A 16,675-nucleotide genomic window follows, 5' to 3' on the forward strand; every position below is an offset into this window, starting at 1 on the left:
AACCTACGCAGCGGCCAGCAGGCTGGCATTGCCGCCCGCCGCCGTGGTGTCGACGCAGACGGCGCGCTCGTGGGCATAGGCGGCCGGATAATAGACTTCGCTGACCAGCGGCACGATCGGGCCGGCGCGCTCGGCGATGACCTTGCGCACGATGCGCGCGGCCTCGGGCGTACCGGAAAAGGCCACGACATCGACCCGCAGCGAGCGCGCTTCGACCGGGTCCGGCCGGCCGTCGATCGCCGCCAGCGGCAGGCCCTTGCCGGTCAGCGCTGATAGCGCCGCCGGCGCGCCGGGGGCGACGGCGAGCACGGCATTGCCGGCGGCCAGCGCCTGGATCGTCTGGGCAAGCAGCGTACCCGCGTCGGGACCGAGGCAGAGCACACGGCCGCGCGGCGACAGCGACAGCGTGTTGGCCTCGCCGGTCGGCCCGGGCAGGTCGACCTGGCCGAAATCGATGCCGGCGGCAGTGCCGATAGCCGCGGCACCCTTGCCGCGCAGATGTTTCCTCAGGATGGCGACGCGATCCGGCCGCGTCGACCAGCCGCCAAAGGCCGGGTCCGGCAGATTGTCGGCGAGCTCGGTCGCCGTCACCTTGCGGCCTTCGGCAAGATGGGTGCCGGCTTCCGGCCCCTTGCGGAAGCGCCGGAGATAATGTGGCCCGCCGGCCTTCGGCCCGGTGCCGGAAAGCCCCTCGCCGCCGAACGGCTGCGCGCCGACGACGGCGCCGATCTGGTTGCGGTTGACGTAGATGTTGCCGGCATGGATGCCATCGACGAAATGCTGGGCGCGGCCTTCGATGCGGGTGTGCAGGCCAAAGGTCAGGCCATAGCCTTTGCGGTTGATCGCAGCGATCACCGCATCGATCTCGTCGGCATCGAAGGTGGCGACATGCAGCACCGGCCCGAACACCTCGCGCTCCAACTCCTCGATGCCCTTGACCCGAAAGACGTGCGGCGCAACGAAGCGGCCGTCCATCGGCGCTTCGAGCTTGGCGATCAGCCGGCCCTGCAGGCCCATTTTGGTGCAATAGCCACGGATCGACGCTTGCGCCTCGTCATCGATGACCGGGCCGACATCGGTCGATATCCGCCACGGGTCGCCGAGGCTAAGCGCTTCCATCGCGCCTTTCAGCATCTCAAGCATCTTCTTCTCGACGTCCTTCTGCACGTAGAGAATGCGCAATGCCGAGCAGCGCTGGCCGGCGCTCTGGAAGGCGGAGGCCAGGATATCGCGCACCGCCTGTTCGGGAAGTGCGGTGGAATCGACGATCATGGCGTTGAGGCCGCCGGTCTCGGCAATCAGCATGGCGTCAGGCGCGGCGGTGTCGGCGAGCTGCTTTTCGATCAGCTTGGCGACCTCGGTCGAGCCGGTGAAGCAGACGCCGGCAATGCGCGGATCGGCGGTCAGCGGGCCGCCGACCGAGGGGCCGTCGCCGGGCAGAAGCTGGATGATGTCTTCCGGCACGCCGGCCTCGCGCAGCAGCTGGACAGCGCGGAAGGCGATCAGCGGCGTCTGTTCGGCCGGCTTGGCAATCACCGAATTGCCGGTGACGAGCGCCGCCGCAATCTGGCCGGTGAAGATGGCCAGCGGAAAGTTCCACGGCGAGATGCAGGCGATGGCGCCGCGCGCCTCGGTGCCCGCCTCGGCATTGGCGGCCTCAGCCGCATAGTAGCGCAGGAAATCGACCGCCTCGCGCACCTCGGCAACGCCGTCGGCCAGCGATTTGCCAGCCTCGCGGGCGGCCAGCGCAAAGAACTCGACGGCGTTCGCCTCGTAGAGATCGGCCGTGCGGTTGAGGATGGCGGCGCGCTCGGCGACCGGGCGTCTTGCCCATGCCGGTTGTGCCTCGACGGCGATGCGAACGGCGGTCTCGACCTGCTTGGCGCCGGCCTCGCTGACCGTGCCGACCACTTCCGAAGGTTTCGCAGGATTGACCACCGGACGCTGCTTGCCATAGCCGGCAGCGCGGCTGACCGGCTTGGCGTGCCAGCGCTCCGGCCCGGCGAACTCGGCCCTCGCCTTGTCGATCGCAGCCAGCGTCAGCGTGTCGGTGATATCGAAACCCTTGGAGTTGCGCCGGCCGGGACCGAAGATCGCCGACGGCGGCACGATCGCTGGATTGGCGGCGGGACCTTGTTTCTCCACCGTTTCGAGCGGGTCGCGGGCAATGTCCTCGGGCTCGACTTCCTCGTCGGTGAGCTGGTGGACAAAGGAGGAATTGGCGCCGTTTTCGAGCAGCCGGCGGACCAGATAGGCGAGCAGGTCGGAATGAGCACCGACCGGCGCATAGATGCGGCAGCGAGTGCCTTCGGCCCGCCGCACCGTCTCATGCAGCGCCTCGCCCATGCCATGCAGCCGCTGGAACTCGAACGTATCGCGCTCCGTCGTCATCGACAGAATCGCGGCGACGGTGTGGGCGTTGTGGGTGGCAAATTGCGGGTAGATGCGGTCGGTCATCGCCAACAGCTTCTTGGCGCAGGCCAGGTAGGAGACGTCGGTGTTGGCCTTGCGGGTAAAAACCGGATAGCCGTCGAGCCCGAGCGTCTGCGCCCGCTTGATCTCGGTGTCCCAATAGGCACCCTTGACCAGCCGCACCATGATGCTGCGGTCGTATTTCCTCGCCAGCTCGTAGAGCCAGTCGATGACGAAGGCCGCGCGCGGGCCATAGGCCTGCACGACGACGCCAAAACCGTTCCAGCCGGCAAGCTCCGGTTCGGCCAGCACCCGCTCGATGACGTCGAGCGACAAATCGAGGCGGTCGGCTTCCTCGGCGTCGATGTTGAGGCCCATGCGCGAATGGCGCGCCGCCAGCGCCAGCGACAACAGCCGCTCGGCCATGACGGGCAGCATCTTTTCCTTCTGCGTCACTTCATAACGCGGATGCAGCGCAGACAGTTTTACCGAGATGCCGTGGTTCTGGCGGATGTCGGGGCCGTTGGCGCCGGCATCGAGCGAAGAGATGGAATCGGCATATGCCTTGAGGTAGCGCAGCGCGTCGGCCTCGGTGCGGGCCGCCTCGCCCAGCATGTCGAAAGAATAGAGATAGCCCTTCTGCGTCATCGGTCGGCCGCGCCTGACCGCCTCGGCAATGGTGCGGCCGAGCACGAACTGCTCGCCCATTTCGCGCATGGCGGCGGCGACGGCCTTGCGGATGACCGGCTCGCCAAGCCGGCGCACCATGGCGCGCAGCGTGCCTTCGATGCCGCCCTCGCCCTCGTCGAGCACGCGGCCGGTCAGCATCAGCGCCCAGGTCGACGCATTGATGAAGATCGAGCTCGAGCCGCCCGCATGCGCCGACCAGTCGTGCGGCGCGATCTTGTCGGCGATAAGGTCGTCCATCGTCTCGGTGTCTGGCACCCGCAGCAGCGCCTCGGCCAGGCACATCAGCGCCACGCCCTCCTTGGTCGACAGGCCATAGGCGGACAGGAACACCTCCATCAGCCGCGGATCGGACGAGCCGCGCACCGCCCGCACCAGATCGGCGGCACGCGCCGAAATCGCCTTGCGGTCTTGCGCGGACAGCCCGGCCGCCTCGGCCAGCCGCTTCACCGCCTGGTCTTCGTCGGGCAAATAATTGGCACGGATCTGCTGGCGGATGGTATCGAGCGCTGGCATGGCGGTCCTGTAGAGCGAGCATAAGGGAGCGGGCCGGCGGTCACCGGACCGAACGGCGCAAGCTAACATATGTAGGGATTGCAGTCGGTCCAAAGAAGTCGACAGAACAGATCGATCGATCTATCATTAGGACTGATCACCTCCAATTCGACCAGGAATTCAGTGACGGAAGACCAATTGGACCGCATCGACAGGAACATCCTGTCGGCTCTGGGCAGCAATGGCCGGCTTTCCATGTCGGAACTGGCGGCGAAAGTCGGCCTGTCGAAGACGCCGGTGCAGGCACGAGTCAAACGGCTGGAGAAGGACGGCTTCATCAGGGGCTACCAGGCGATCATCGACCGTGAGCGCATGGGCGAAGGCCATGTCGCCTTCGTCCAGGTGAAACTGTCCGACACCCGCTCGGCCGCGCTCGACGCCTTCAACCGCGCCGTGCAGGCGGTGCCGGAGATCGAGCAGTGCCACATGATGGCATCGAACTTCGACTATCTGCTGAAGGTCCGCACCACCGACATCGCCGCCTACCGCCGCGTACTCGGCGAGCGTATCTCCGCCCTGCCGCACGTTGCCCAGACCTCGACGTTTGTCGCGATGGAGACGGTGAAGGATCGGTAGGAGAGCGCTGTTGTTGTCCCGCCCTCACTCCGCCAGTGTCTTCAAAAACGCCACCAGCGCCGCGCGTTCGCGGTCCGAAAGCTGCAGCGGGTGGATCTCGGATGTGCCCTCGACGCTTGCCGGTGCCTTCGAATAATGCGCCACCACCTCGTCGAGGGAGGAAAACTGCCCGGCGTGCATGTAGGGCGGCCGGGTGGCGGCACCCCGCAGCGACGGCGTCTTGTAGGCGCGGACGAGTTCCGGCCCGGTCTTGACCATGAAGCGCAACTCGCGGCAGGCGCTGGCATCGCCGTCGCGAAAGGCGCCGAAACAGTTGAACGGATCGGCCTCGACCTGCGCCACCGCGTCGACGCGGCCGCGATCCGGCGGCAGGCCCGCGACCGGCGGCACGCCGGTGTTGTGGAAGCTGCCGTCGGTAAAACGCGGGCCGTTGTGGCAGGTCACGCAATTGGCCTTGCCGATGAACAGCTTCAGGCCGAGGATTTCCTCCGGCGAAAAGGCGGCGTCGCCTTTCGGCTCGGCGCCCGCAGCCAGGTCGATGGCGAAGCGGTCGAAGCGTGTCTGCGGCGGCGCGATCGAGCGCTCGAAGGCGGCGATCGCCTTGCCGATGTTGGCAAAGACGCGGTTGACCTCCTCGGCTTGACTGGCGGGCATGGCGTTCCAGGCCGCCTTCTCGGCATCGGTGCCGAGCGGGCCGGCATTGGCCGGCACGCCCGAAAGGTCCGGCAGCGGCCCGAAGATGCGCTCGTAGCGCTCGCCGAAGCGGGCCTTGATGTAATGCGCGAAGGCGGCGCGGTTGCCGGCCTGCTCCAGCGGATTTTCGAGCGGTGTCAGCGCTTGCGCCCACAGGCTGTCGCGCCGCCCGTCCCAGAAGAACCAGGGATCATGCGCGACGCCGGCCAACGGCATGGTACGACGGTTGGTGCGGCCGACGGCGACCGCTTGCGGCAAGTCGTCCTGGAATTGGCGGTCGATCTTGTGGCAGGTCGAGCACGATACCGTGCCGTCGCCGCTCATCCCGGTGTCGAAGAACAGCGTCGAGCCGAGTGCCGCGGCGGCCGGCACATCGGCGAAGCGATTGGTGGTGTCGGGCTTCAGCGGCGGCAGCTTGGATAGTGCCAGCGAGGCGATGGTCTGCTTTTCGGCATCGGAAAACTCCGGTCTGCCGCAGCCGGCAAGCAGGGCCACCACCACCAACGCGAGAAGACTGGGAAACCGGCTCATCAGTGGCTCACAGCACCACATTGAAGACGACAGTGTCCGAACCGGCCGCAGCGGAAATGGCAAAATGCAATTGCCACCACCCGCTCATCGTGAATTTGACGCCGTCGATGCGATAGCGCCCCGCGCCGAGGTAATCGGTCGCCTGCGGGCTGGTCGGCAGACCGTGCTTGTGCTGCGGCATGCCGCCGGAAATCGTTATCGCAGCACCTTCCACCGGCGCACCCTCGACGGTTTTCAGCGTCAGCAGCCAGGATTCCAGTTCGCCCTGCCGGATGACGCCTTTCTCGGGCTCGAAAGTCGCCGCGAACAGCTTGTTCGCCGTCGTCTTGGAACGGCCGACGTCCGAGCTTGGTTGCGGTGCATGCGGCGCCGTCAGATAGACGATTGCCAGCACGCCGGCGAGCAAGGCAGCCAAGCCGAGGCCTCCAAGAAGATAACGCCATAACGATGCCAAACCCATTCCTGTTCTGCGGATAACGTTTCGCTGGGCAGATCGCGTCCCACGCCCCTGTGGGAAATCGCGCCCAGTGCAAGAATCCGCCGTCGCCAAGCATGGCGCTGCCGGCAGCAAAAAGCTACAGCACCGCAATTGCAGGATGGAGGAGTGCTTCATGGCAGGAATCGGCATCGCCTCGATCGGCGAGTGCATGCTCGAGCTTTCGGGCCAGGCCGGGCCGAACTGGCGCATGGGCTTTGCCGGCGACACGTTCAACACTTTGTGGGCGCTGCATGCTTTGAGCGGCGAGCGGCCGGCGACCTATGTGTCGGCCTTCGGCGACGACCCGTTCTCACGCGACCAGATCAAGTTCCTGGCCGAGAACGGCATCGGCATCGGCGCCAGCCCGGTGATAGCGGGCGCCCGCCCCGGCCTCTATGCGATCACGCTGACCGGCGCCGAACGTTCTTTCACCTATTGGCGGGCCGATGCGGCCGCAAGGCAGTTGGCTTCGGACCCAGCCGCATTGCAGAAAAGCCTTGAAAACCAAGCGCTTGTCTATTTTTCCGGTATAACTTTGGCAATCCTCGACGAGGCTCCACGCAAGGTACTGCTGACGGCCGTGGCCAAGGCGCGCGCGGCCGGCTCGCTGATTGCCTTCGACCCCAATTACCGGCCGAGGCTGTGGCGCCAAAGCGAGGAAGCGCAGGCCGCGATCCTCGAGGCGCTCGCCGTCGCCGACATCGCGCTCCCGACCTTTCCCGACGAGCAGATGCTGTTTGGTGATACGACACCGCAGAAAACAGCCGAACGGCTGCGAAAGCTGGCCGGCGAAGTCGTCGTCAAGAACGGTGAGGAACCGGCGCTGATCGCGCAAAACGGAACCTTGCAATCGGTTCCGGCGGTGCACGTCGCCACCCCGGTCGACACCACCGGCGCCGGCGACTCCTTCAACGGCGCCTACCTCGCCGCCCGCCTTGCCGGCCATGCCCCGGCAGAAGCCGTGCTGCGCGCTCATCGCGTCGCCGCCGCCGTCGTGCAGGTGCGCGGCGCCCTGGCGCCGTTCGAGACGCTCAAGGGTGCGTTCGAGGCACCCGCTATCTGACCTTGATGACGACCTTGCCCTTGGCGCGTCCTGTTTCGACATAGGCCAGGGCGTCATTGGTCGCTTCGAATGGAAAGACCCGATCCACAACCGGGCGGATCGCGCCGGCTTCGATGAGAGCGGTGATTTTGCTCAGCTGATCGCCCTGCGCCCACATGAACAGGAACGAAAACTGCACGCCGCGGCGCTTGGCTTTGGCCCGAATTCCGCGACTCAGGAAGCGCAGCACCAGCCTCAGCATCAAGTTCAGTCCCTTTTCCCTGGCAAATTCGGCATCCGGTGGACCGGAGATGGAGATGAGCTTGCCACCCGGTTTCAGCACCCTCAGGGATTTTTCCAGTGTCTTGGCGTCCTGGCTGTTCAAGACGACATCGTAGCCCGACAGAACTTTCTCGAAGTCGTCTTTCCTGTAGTCGACGACGACATCGGCGCCGAGACTTTTGACCAGATCGGCACTTGCCGCGCTCGCGGTTGTCGCAACGGTCGCGCCGAGGTGCTTGGCCAACTGAATAGCAAATGTCCCGACGCCGCCGGAGCCAGCCTGAATGAAGACCTTCTGTCCCTTCTTCAGGTTTGCCCGTTCGATGAGCGTCTGCCAGGCGGTGAGACCGACCAGGGGAATCGACGCCGCCTCTTCCATACTGAGATTCTCGGGCTTCAAGGCTACGTCGGCCTCATTCACGGCAATGAATTCGGCGAATGTCCCATTCCGGCCGTCGCGCGGCCGCGCATAGACCTCGTCGCCGGCCTTGAACTTGCTGACTTGCGATCCTACGCGGATAACCTTCCCAGCCACGTCGTGGCCCAGGATGAAGGGCCGGCGGTAGGGCAGGATGAGCTTGAATTCTCCGGTTTTGACCTTGGAATCGAGCAGGTTCACCCCTGCGGCATGGACCTCGACCAAGACATCGCTGTCCTGGAGCTCCGGCTCCGGCATTTCGGCCAGCCGCAGGGCGCCCTTTTTATTATACTTATCGACAACGAATGCCTTCATGGCAGTTACTTTCCAAGAATGTCTGTTGCTGTTCGGGACGAAACAAGCCGAACGTTTTCAGCTGCATGGCCGCCCTGCGGCAAGGCCTCAGCCTCGAGGAAGGACAGCGCCTTCGGGACAAAAGCGGCGTGGTTCTGAAATACCCCGCCATGCCCGGCATCCGGATAGATGACCAGATGCGCCCCCGGGATACGCCCGGCGAGATCGTAGGTATTGCTGCTCGGCACCATCCTGTCCTGGTCGCCATTCGCAACCAAAGTGGGAATGCGGATGGTGCTCAGGTCTTGTGGCGCCTGGAGTCCGTAGGCCTTGATCGCCTTGAGTTGCGCGCCGAACGCGCTCAGCGATATCGCCTTGTCCCGGTTATTCCGGCGCTCTTTCAGCCGTTGCAGAAATGCGTTTGCGGCGCGGCGCCCATTCGGCGTTCTTGTGAAGAAGAGATAGTACTTCGGATCCCGAAAAGTCAGCGCGCCCTTGATCATGTCCACGATCGTCAGCGGCGTCACCTTGTCGATGCCTTGCCCACCGGCCGGCCCCGTGCCAGCCAGGATGAGTTTGCGCACAAGCTTGGGCTCGGTCAGCACAATCTCTTGCGCCACGAAGCCGCCGAGTGAAAAGCCGAAGAGATCGACTTCTTCGAACCCCAGCGCCCGGACAAAGGCGACCGCATCCCGCGCCATGCCGGAAATGGTCGACGGAGTTTTGCCACCCGAAGCACCGACTCCGCGATTGTCGAAGGCAATTACCCGCCGGGTCGCAGCGAGGCCATCGACGATGCGCGGATCAAAATTGTCCAGCTGAGCAGCCAGATGGTTGAGCAGGATCACTGGCACGCCCGTCCTGGGCCCGAGTTCCCTGTACGCAAAAGCTATGCCCCCGACATCGATCGAGAGCGTTGGCGCGTCCTGGAACAATGCCGGTGAACGCGGCGACCGATTGGATCTATGTGTCATGCTTGGCGTCTCCGTTTCGTAGGGCCTGGCCAAATGTGTTGTGGTTGCTAGTCGCATGTGCGTGAAATCCTCTGGCTCGCCGTTGTTCAGACCGGCAGTCGGAACTGCTTGCGCAGGCTCTTGTCGAAAATCCCCGCGGGGGCAAAGCGGCGCAGCAGGCTGACCTGGCGCGCTGCGTTGCCAGCGGTATAGCGCCGTCGCGGGCGGGCATCGGTCGCTGCCTTGACAACCACATCCGCCACCACTTCCGGCCGATCGGCCTTGGGCATCACATCGCCCAGCAGCGCCTTGAGCCCGGCTCGAGCCCGATCGTATTCCTTCAACAGCGAATCCGGCTCGATGCCGTTCTGGTCGAAGACGGTGCGGACGAATGCCGGCTCGATGACGGAAACGCGGACGTTGAAGGCGCGCACCTCGTGGTCGAGCGATTCCGAATAGCCTTCGAGCGCGTGCTTGACCGCCGAGTAATGAGCTGAGTATGGCGCGGGTACCAGTCCCAGAATGGAGCCGATATTGATGATGCGCCCTTCGCCGCGCCGCCGCATCGACGGCAACACCGCATTGGTCATTCGCATGACGCCGAACAGATTGACGTCGAACAGGGCTTGTACCTGGGCGACCGAGGATTCCTCGGCGCCGCCTAGCAGACCGACACCGGCATTGTTGACCAGGAGGTCGATCCGGCCGGTCTGCGCGAGCACGTTGGCAACGAGCGCATTGACGGCCGCATCATCGGTCACGTCGCATGCCAGCATGGTCACTCCGCCCGGACCGTTACTGGTCTTGCGGCGACTTGTCCCGAAGACAGTGAAACCCGCCCGCGCCAAGGCCTCGGCGCTGGCGCGGCCGATGCCCGAGGAGGCTCCGGTCACGATTGCGGTCTTTTCAGAATTCCCGTTCATTTTTGATGTTCCAGGTTCGAGAGGTCTAGCTTATTTCCACGAATTGACTTATGATCGTAATATCAGATTATGAGCATAATGCAATAGCAGGACAGGAAAGAAAGACCATGCGCTATGAAAAGGGCCGAAAAGACGCGTCACGCAGCCGGATCATGGAGGTCGCCGCCGAACGTTTTCGATCTGACGGCATCGCGGCGTCCGGGCTGGCAACCATCATGAGCGACGCCGGGCTGACGAACGGCGCCTTCTATCCGCACTTCCAGTCGAAGGCGGAGCTCGTCCGTGAAAGCGTGGCGGCGGCCTTGGACGCGCAGTCGCATGAAGTGCAGGAAGCATTGGCCGCCGGCGGTCCGGAAATGGCCATAGAGACGTATCTATCGGCCGAGCACCGGGACAATCCTGGAAAGGGTTGCGCTTCGGCCGCGTTGTTGCCGGAAATCGCGCGGCAGCCGCCTGAAACGCGAGCCCTCTATGCCGAGCGCGCTCAATCCCTGGTGCGCCAGATAGCTGAAGCTCTGCCGCAGACGAACGATCCCGAGGGCGCTGCGTTGGGCATGTTTGCAACGCTCATCGGCGCGCTTCAACTCGCGCGCGCCGTGGAAGGAACGGAATTATCGGATCGTATCCTGGCGGCGGGAGCAGCTGCCGCAAAGGCGCTGATCCGGCCGGTTCAAGACGAGGTGGCCTCCTGAGGGCAGCCCGGACTATTCGGCCGGCTCGAATCTGCCTTGCACCAAGACTGTCTCCACCGGCCCAAGCGGATTGATGATCCGGCTCTCCAGGACTTCGATAAGTTTGCGTCCAACACCCGCCATATCCACGGAATGAACTCCGATCTTTGCCGGCAGGAAGCGTGCCAGCCGCGTGCTGTCACGGGTGACAATGTGAACGTCGCGGCCTGGTGTGAGACCCCGCTTGCCGAGAGCGTGCAACGCTCCCAGAAGGCCCAGTTCGTTGGCGCACGCCAAGCCCGTTGGCGGATCTGATGACGCCAGCAAGCGATCGAACCAGCCTGCGCTCGATTCCATGGTGAACATGCCATGACCGATCAACGACTGGTCGATCGGAATACCAGCCTCGGCCATTGCCCTTCCATACCCGGAAAGACGCGTGGCACTCGCCTGGTCCTCCGGAACGAGAAGTTGCAGCGCAATGCGTCGACAACCCTTATCCATGAGCCGCCGGGTCGCCTCGTAGGCAATCTGTTCATTGTCGACATCGACATAAGGATACGCGATATCCAGGTCGGTTCTTCCAAACGCGACGAACGGCATGCGTTTATCCAGAAGCAGCTTGACGCGCGGATCAGCCGACACCAGGCGCGTGATGACCAGGCCGTCTGCGCTGTGCGCCTGAAGCTGCCGCTGCACACTCTCAACGGGATCGTCGTCGGGAGTGGTGGAATAGATGGACAGACTATAACCGGCTTGCCGCGCCGCCAGCGTCATGCCTTCGATTAAAGGAAGCTTCAACAGATCGGACAGATGGTCTCGTGTTTCCATCGGGAGTACTGCCGTCAGCGTCTGCGTTCGACCGGTTTTGAGCGCGCGACCATGATGATTTGGTAAATAGCCGACCCGCTTAGCCGCCTCCTTGACGCGGGCTATGGTCGAGGGCTGCACTTCCGGTCCATCTTTCAGAGCGCGGGAAACCGTGGTCACCGAGAGGGAAAGTTCCGCGGCGATCTGCTTTAGATTGGCCATTGTTCGCCCGACTTCATTTGCGAAAGCGCCGGCTGATTTGCTGACCGCCATAACGTTACCGAATTCGACATCCCGGTCAATCGAAACTCCCGTAGGAAGCAGCTTGACTCCAGTGCATTGAGATGCAATCGTAACGTTACGATTACAAAATAATGGCTCTTTTGAGCGATGTTTGATAAAGTTGGGGAGGAGAACCTATGTCCTGGCTACGCATTTCCTTAACAGCATTCGCAATCTCGGCTGCCCTGCCCGTGCATGCGCAGACGGTCACAATCACGACCGCGGGTGGCGACTATGGCAACGCCATGAAGGAGGCCATGTGGGCCCCTGCTGCAAAAGAGCTTGGCTATGACGTCCGCGAGGAGACCCTAAGCGACGGCCTGGCCGCCTTGAAGATGCAGGTCACCTCGGGTGCGGTCACGACCGACGTCATTCACCTGGGCTCACCGGAAGGTGCCCAGGCGGCCGCACAATCGCTGCTGGAGCCACTCGACTACAAGATCATCGATCCGAAATCCGTGCCGGAGGGTGCAAAGTCCGACTACTGCTATCCGTTTGACTCCTATGGCACCGTCATGTCGTGGAACACCAAGACCTATGGCGAGAACCCGCCGAAGACGTGGGCGGAATTCTGGGATGTTGCCAAATTTTCTGGCCGTCGCGCGTTGCGCGCCAATGCGCAAGACTCGATCGAGATCGCGCTGCTCTCCGATGGCGTGGCACCGGCGGACGTCTATTCCGTGCTCAGCACCCCGGAAGGGCTAGAGCGCGCCATCAAGCGGCTTGAAGCGATCAAACCAGATGTCGCCGTGTGGTGGACCTCGGGCGCCCAGTCCGCGCAGTTGCTGAAAGACGGTGAGGCGGATTTGGTCATTACCTGGAACGGACGCGCCCAAACCGTGAAAGCAGATGGCGGCGCGGCTGACTACACGTTCAAGGGTTCGGTCATCGGCACGGACTGTCTTGGGGTGCCGAAGGGAGCGCCGAACAAGGAAGCCGCGATGAAGCTCATCGCAGCGATGACGCAGCCCGCGCGGGTTGCCAAGCTGACCGATTTCATTGCCTACGGCCCAGTCAATCCTGCGGCATATGAGGGTGGCCTTATTCCCGAGGACCGTCTGAAGACCCTTGCGACCGCGCCTGAAAATGCTGGCACTTCGGTGTTTTCCAATTCAGAATGGTGGGTCAAGAATGGCGAGGCTGCCCAAAGAGCCTTCGATGAAATGATGGCTCGCTGACTCTCAGCTCTGACGCATGTCGCGCAAAAATGTGCAGCGCGACAACGACATGCATGAAAACAAGAAACCTAAAGCGCGTCGCGTGAAGCCAGTCGAACGCGACGCGCTTTAAGGCTGGAGCACATGATGAAGTCGCTCGCGATCACCGTCGAAAGCGTGCACAAGGCTTATGGGTCCTACGTCGCACTGGATGATGTTTCGCTCGACATTCAGGCTGGCGAATTCCTCACGCTGCTAGGGCCATCGGGATCGGGCAAGACCACGTTACTCATGGCTCTGGCTGGTTTTGTCCGGCCGGATTCCGGTAAACTTTTCTTGGGCGATCGAGACATCACCCGCCTGCCGCCCAACAAACGAGACATCGGCATAGTATTCCAGAATTACGCCTTGTTTCCCCACATGAATGTCCTGGCGAACGTCGCGTATCCGCTGGTGCTGCGCAAGGTACCGAGAGCGGAGGCACGTCAGCGGGCGCTCGATACCTTGGCCCGGGTGAAGCTGGATGGCCTGGCGGAGCGCAATGTTGCCGCACTATCCGGCGGCCAACGTCAACGGGTGGCGTTGGCGCGGGCTATCGTCTTCGAACCGCGCGTGATGTTGATGGACGAGCCGCTGTCGGCGCTCGACAAGAATCTGCGCGAGACCATGCAGTATGAGATCCGGCGTCTGCATGATCATCTACGGATCACCACGATCTATGTGACGCACGACCAGCGCGAAGCGCTGATTATGTCTGACCGGATTGCGGTGATGAACTCTGGCCGCATCCAGCAGATAGATACGCCGCAGCGGATTTATGATCGTCCATCGACCCGCTTCGTCGCTGAGTTCATGGGCGAGGCTAACATTGTTGCCCCAGGCTCAGCGCGCAGAATCGACGGCGCCGAAGCATCACGCGAAACTCTGATGATCCGCGCCGAAAGCTTCCATCTCGATGCGAAGCTCGTCGGCGGAGACGGAGTGGCTCTCGAAGGAATACTGCGCGCCAAAGCGTTCCGCGGCGAGAACTGGCTTTTGACGCTGGCGCTTGACGGCGGGCAAGAGGTTCTTGTCTGCATTCCGGCAGCGCTGGCCGGCGGCTGCGCCGAGCTTGCCGCCGGTCAGCGGATGACCGCATATGCACCAGCAGCGAAGGTTCACGCGATACCGGGAGCGATGGCGTGACCGTCGTCCGGGACCCGGCGCTCGCGGCGGATGCGCGGCGCGAGCGGCGGTTTTTTCTTTCACTTTCGCTCCCGGCGCTGTTCATCGTTGGGTTGGCGGCGATACTGCCCATCCTTTGGATCATCCGGCAGTCCTTCCTGACCACCGGGGGCGAGTACACCGTCGGCAACTACGAGAAGGTCCTTTCGAGCGGACTGACATGGTCGGCCCTCGTCACGACCCTCGAACTGTCCTTGGGTACGCTGGCGGCCTGCATTGTTCTCGGCACCCCTCTGGCGCTGGCTCTGGCCAGCGTCAGACCAAGGCTGGCCAACGTGCTCATGGCGTTCGTCATGCTGCCGCTGTGGACCTCCATTCTGGTGCGTACCTATGGTTGGCTCGTTCTCTTGCGGCGCGACGGCCTGATCAACGCGGCTTTGACCGGTTCAGGCCTGACGGCGGAGCCATTGCCGCTGGTCTACAACTTCACGGGAACGCTCATTGGCATGGTTCACTACATGCTGCCGCTCTTTCTGCTGCCTGTTTATGCTGCGATGCGCGATATCGACCCAAATCTCATTCGCGCGGCAGCGAGCATGGGGGCCACTCTCAGGCAGGTCGTCCGCACAGTCATTATGCCGCTTTCGGCGGGCGGCATCTTCTCGGGTTCGATTATCGTCCTCATCTACGCCATAGGTTTTTTCATCACGCCGGCGGTGCTTGGCGGCGGCAAGGTAAATCCTCTCTCTACCCGGATCGAGCGTACACTATCGACCTTTCAGGACTGGGGGTCGGCGAGCGTCCTGGGCATTCTGCTCCTCGTTCTTATGGCGCTGATCGGTGTGATGTTGCTGGCGGCACGCCGCCTGGTGGCCCAGAACACCGTGGAAGCCTCCCATGCTTGAAGCCTATCCGCAAAACAGGCTCGCCCGCATCTTGCTCTGGAGCTTTGCCGCTCTTGTCATGGCATTTCTGATGCTGCCGACGCTCGTGGTGGTGCCGCTTTCCTTTTCGGCGTCGAATCTCCTCGAGTTTCCGCCGCACGCCTACTCGTTGCGCTGGTACGAGAACTTCTTCGGCTCGGCAACGTGGATGGCCGCGCTCAGAACGAGTTTGATCCTTGGCACATTAACGGCGTTGATCGCGGTGCCATTTGCGCTGCTCGCCTGCATTTCAATGAATCGGCTGGGCGGAAAGACCGCTGCGGCCATCCAGAGCGTCCTGCTGACCCCCTCGATCACCCCAGGAATCCTGCTTGCGATCGGTCTCTTCTTCGTGTTGGCCGCACAACATCTGATCGGAACGCTATTCGGTGTGCTGGTCGGACATGTGGTGCTGGCCGTTCCGGTCGCCTGCATCGTGTTGCTACCCGCTCTCGCTCGCTTTGACTGGAACCAGGTTCAGGCGGCGCGCAGCCTCGGTGCAAACTGGGCCAGGGCCATTGGCGGAATAATCGTTCCGCAACTTCGGATCAGCTTGCTGTCAGCGACATTGATGGCGTTCCTGACTTCGCTCGACGAGTCTGTGATTTCGATCTTCATCGCAAGCGGTCGCAACAGCACGATGCCGAAGCTTATGTTCCTGTCGCTGCGCGATCAGATCGATCCGACCATTGCGGCGATCTCGACATTGTGGACCGTCATCGTCGTGGCCGTGGTCCTGATTGTGACCCTTCGCCAAAAATCCTGACCGAGACTGGAAACATGCCCACCAATCACCACGCGGCCGACGATCTGACGGATCATTCGACGGACATCCCTCAGGTAGGGTTGGCCATCATCACCGGATCGGCAAACTGGGGGCTTGCCTTCCCGGAAGATATCGAATTCGATGGTGTGCGCACCTTGCGGCGCGACATGAGTTTTGAAACACCTTTCGGTCGCACCGACAACTGGAAGCTGCTCGAGTTCGATGCGTCGATCACAGCCGAAGGGAGAGCAAAACGCGCGCTGTGCATGTATTCGCACGGCAATCCCCGCGACCGTATCGACCATTCCTGCCATCGCCGCGCGTTCTGGGTATTGATGCGGGCGGGTGTACGGCAAGTTCTCGCCTGCTCGACCGTAGGCGCCGTCAACAAGGCGATCCAGCCGGGCGACATGGTGGTGACTGCCGATATCATCGAACTGACGCAGACCCCGTTTTCACTGCTTCCTGACCGCCAGAGCTTTGACTGTTCGGGCAAGCAAATCGTGTGTCCAAGATGTGCGGCGGTTCTGGTCGAAACGGCCCGCCGTCATTGGCCAGCCGAATGCCGCGTTTATGGCATCGAACAGCAGTTGGTGGCTGCCCATTGTTATGGGCCGCGGCTGACAACGCCTGCCGAAGCCTTGGCGTATCGGGGCATGGGGGCGGATGTACTCAACCATTCCATCGCCCCTGAGGCGACCTTGTCGCGCGAGATCGGCGCGTGTTTCGTGCCTTGCGCGTTCGTGACGGCGGGCTTCAACGACTACATGGATCGCAATCGCCAGAAATTGCTGCAGGAGGACGTGCTGCCCAGTCTCTCCATGACAGCCTCGCGGGTCGCGCTGGAGACCGCCGCGCGACTTCCCGCTGATCCGGAATGCTCCTGTCACGGCTTGAAGTCGCCTCAGCCGAAAGAACGCTCCAGCCGGTTCTGAGACGACCTTGGTGCGCCGGATAGCTGAAGCTCTGCCACCGACCAACAATCCCGAGGGCGCTGCATTGGGCGTGTTTGCGACGTTCGAAACGTTGAGGGCGGCGTTTGAGGATTAGGGTCAAAA

Annotated in this window: 15 protein-coding genes; 8 read left to right on the plus strand and 7 right to left on the minus strand. The window is 62.8% G+C overall.

The genetic code is table 11. The features are described 5' to 3' along the window. Positions 1 to 3: 3 nt before the first annotated feature. Positions 4 to 3,615: a bifunctional proline dehydrogenase/L-glutamate gamma-semialdehyde dehydrogenase PutA gene (gene putA, locus NKH90_RS02110; RefSeq protein WP_352816920.1), complete on the minus strand. Its 3,612-nt coding sequence runs from the start codon at positions 3,613 to 3,615 to the stop codon at positions 4 to 6. A 162-nt stretch (positions 3,616 to 3,777) separates the two neighbouring features. Between putA and NKH90_RS02115 the strand changes: the two genes are divergently transcribed. After that, positions 3,778 to 4,230 carry an Lrp/AsnC family transcriptional regulator gene (locus NKH90_RS02115; RefSeq protein ID WP_352816922.1) on the plus strand — a complete coding sequence of 151 codons (453 nt, stop codon included), beginning with the start codon at positions 3,778 to 3,780 and terminating at the stop codon, positions 4,228 to 4,230. 24 nt (positions 4,231 to 4,254) lie between these two features. Here the strand turns inward: NKH90_RS02115 and NKH90_RS02120 are convergent, their stop codons facing one another. Then, positions 4,255 to 5,454: a cytochrome-c peroxidase gene (locus NKH90_RS02120; protein WP_352816925.1), complete on the minus strand. Its 1,200-nt coding sequence runs from the start codon at positions 5,452 to 5,454 to the stop codon at positions 4,255 to 4,257. 7 nt (positions 5,455 to 5,461) lie between these two features. Beyond that, positions 5,462 to 5,908: a FixH family protein gene (locus NKH90_RS02125; RefSeq protein WP_352451991.1), complete on the minus strand. Its 447-nt coding sequence runs from the start codon at positions 5,906 to 5,908 to the stop codon at positions 5,462 to 5,464. A 157-nt stretch (positions 5,909 to 6,065) separates the two neighbouring features. Here NKH90_RS02125 and NKH90_RS02130 point away from each other — a divergent pair, with 157 nt between their 5' ends. Next, positions 6,066 to 6,995 carry a sugar kinase gene (locus NKH90_RS02130; RefSeq protein ID WP_352816927.1) on the plus strand — a complete coding sequence of 310 codons (930 nt, stop codon included), beginning with the start codon at positions 6,066 to 6,068 and terminating at the stop codon, positions 6,993 to 6,995. Here NKH90_RS02130 and NKH90_RS02135 read toward each other — a convergent pair. The 3 genes from NKH90_RS02135 to NKH90_RS02145 all read right to left on the minus strand — a co-directional run bounded on the left by NKH90_RS02135 (position 6,988) and on the right by NKH90_RS02145 (position 9,844). Next, entirely contained in the window at positions 6,988 to 7,989 is a 1,002-nt protein-coding gene (locus NKH90_RS02135) for an NADP-dependent oxidoreductase (RefSeq protein WP_352816930.1), read from the minus strand. The two genes, NKH90_RS02130 and NKH90_RS02135, sit on opposite strands and share 8 nt — an antisense overlap. A gap of 5 nt (positions 7,990 to 7,994) precedes the next feature. Then, a complete protein-coding gene (locus tag NKH90_RS02140) occupies positions 7,995 to 8,942 on the minus strand; it encodes an alpha/beta fold hydrolase (RefSeq protein ID WP_352816932.1) in 948 nt (315 codons plus the stop codon). A gap of 86 nt (positions 8,943 to 9,028) precedes the next feature. After that, on the minus strand, positions 9,029 to 9,844 hold the full coding sequence (locus NKH90_RS02145) for an oxidoreductase (protein WP_352470337.1): 816 nt from the start codon (positions 9,842 to 9,844) through the stop codon (positions 9,029 to 9,031). 107 nt (positions 9,845 to 9,951) lie between these two features. On the opposite strand from NKH90_RS02145, the gene NKH90_RS02150 reads away from it, so the two are divergent. Continuing rightward, complete coding sequence (locus NKH90_RS02150) at positions 9,952 to 10,536, plus strand: TetR/AcrR family transcriptional regulator (RefSeq protein WP_352451959.1); 585 nt, start codon at positions 9,952 to 9,954, stop codon at positions 10,534 to 10,536. Between the two features lie 12 nt (positions 10,537 to 10,548). Here NKH90_RS02150 and NKH90_RS02155 read toward each other — a convergent pair whose 3' ends face one another. Continuing rightward, positions 10,549 to 11,598 (minus strand): LacI family DNA-binding transcriptional regulator, encoded by a 1,050-nt coding sequence (locus NKH90_RS02155; RefSeq protein WP_352816936.1) that lies wholly within the window; start codon positions 11,596 to 11,598, stop codon positions 10,549 to 10,551. 146 nt (positions 11,599 to 11,744) lie between these two features. Between NKH90_RS02155 and NKH90_RS02160 the strand changes: the two genes are divergently transcribed. The 5 genes from NKH90_RS02160 (at position 11,745) to NKH90_RS02180 (ending at position 16,552) form a co-directional block, all read left to right on the plus strand. Continuing rightward, the gene (locus NKH90_RS02160) at positions 11,745 to 12,785 is read left to right on the plus strand and encodes an ABC transporter substrate-binding protein (protein WP_352470335.1); all 1,041 of its coding nucleotides are present in this window, start codon (positions 11,745 to 11,747) and stop codon (positions 12,783 to 12,785) included. A 126-nt stretch (positions 12,786 to 12,911) separates the two neighbouring features. Next, complete coding sequence (locus NKH90_RS02165; RefSeq protein ID WP_352816939.1) at positions 12,912 to 13,949, plus strand: ABC transporter ATP-binding protein; 1,038 nt, start codon at positions 12,912 to 12,914, stop codon at positions 13,947 to 13,949. Next, positions 13,946 to 14,833 carry an ABC transporter permease gene (locus tag NKH90_RS02170; RefSeq protein WP_352816942.1) on the plus strand — a complete coding sequence of 296 codons (888 nt, stop codon included), beginning with the start codon at positions 13,946 to 13,948 and terminating at the stop codon, positions 14,831 to 14,833. Before NKH90_RS02165 ends, NKH90_RS02170 begins: the two co-directional genes overlap by 4 nt. After that, entirely contained in the window at positions 14,826 to 15,617 is a 792-nt protein-coding gene (locus NKH90_RS02175; RefSeq protein WP_352804038.1) for an ABC transporter permease, read from the plus strand. The genes NKH90_RS02170 and NKH90_RS02175 overlap by 8 nt, the downstream gene beginning before the upstream one ends. A gap of 14 nt (positions 15,618 to 15,631) precedes the next feature. After that, positions 15,632 to 16,552: a phosphorylase family protein gene (locus tag NKH90_RS02180; RefSeq protein WP_352500914.1), complete on the plus strand. Its 921-nt coding sequence runs from the start codon at positions 15,632 to 15,634 to the stop codon at positions 16,550 to 16,552. The last annotated feature ends 123 nt before the right edge of the window (positions 16,553 to 16,675 follow it).

Origin of the sequence: Mesorhizobium sp. M0898 (genome assembly GCF_040319695.1) — a bacterium.
GTDB lineage: Bacteria > Pseudomonadota > Alphaproteobacteria > Rhizobiales > Rhizobiaceae > Mesorhizobium.

Bases quoted from the DNA above. Each gene is read 5' to 3' on its own strand.
- putA (WP_352816920.1), bottom strand. From the start codon at position 3,615: ATGCCAGCGCTCGATACCATCCGCCAGCAGATCCGTGCCAATTATTTG.
- NKH90_RS02120 (WP_352816925.1), bottom strand. From the start codon at position 5,454: ATGAGCCGGTTTCCCAGTCTTCTCGCGTTGGTGGTGGTGGCCCTGCTT.
- NKH90_RS02130 (WP_352816927.1), top strand. From the start codon at position 6,066: ATGGCAGGAATCGGCATCGCCTCGATCGGCGAGTGCATGCTCGAGCTT.
- NKH90_RS02135 (WP_352816930.1), bottom strand. From the start codon at position 7,989: ATGAAGGCATTCGTTGTCGATAAGTATAATAAAAAGGGCGCCCTGCGG.
- NKH90_RS02140 (WP_352816932.1), bottom strand. From the start codon at position 8,942: ATGACACATAGATCCAATCGGTCGCCGCGTTCACCGGCATTGTTCCAG.
- NKH90_RS02145 (WP_352470337.1), bottom strand. From the start codon at position 9,844: ATGAACGGGAATTCTGAAAAGACCGCAATCGTGACCGGAGCCTCCTCG.
- NKH90_RS02150 (WP_352451959.1), top strand. From the start codon at position 9,952: ATGCGCTATGAAAAGGGCCGAAAAGACGCGTCACGCAGCCGGATCATG.
- NKH90_RS02155 (WP_352816936.1), bottom strand. From the start codon at position 11,598: ATGGCGGTCAGCAAATCAGCCGGCGCTTTCGCAAATGAAGTCGGGCGA.
- NKH90_RS02160 (WP_352470335.1), top strand. From the start codon at position 11,745: ATGTCCTGGCTACGCATTTCCTTAACAGCATTCGCAATCTCGGCTGCC.
- NKH90_RS02165 (WP_352816939.1), top strand. From the start codon at position 12,912: ATGAAGTCGCTCGCGATCACCGTCGAAAGCGTGCACAAGGCTTATGGG.
- NKH90_RS02175 (WP_352804038.1), top strand. From the start codon at position 14,826: ATGCTTGAAGCCTATCCGCAAAACAGGCTCGCCCGCATCTTGCTCTGG.
- NKH90_RS02180 (WP_352500914.1), top strand. From the start codon at position 15,632: ATGCCCACCAATCACCACGCGGCCGACGATCTGACGGATCATTCGACG.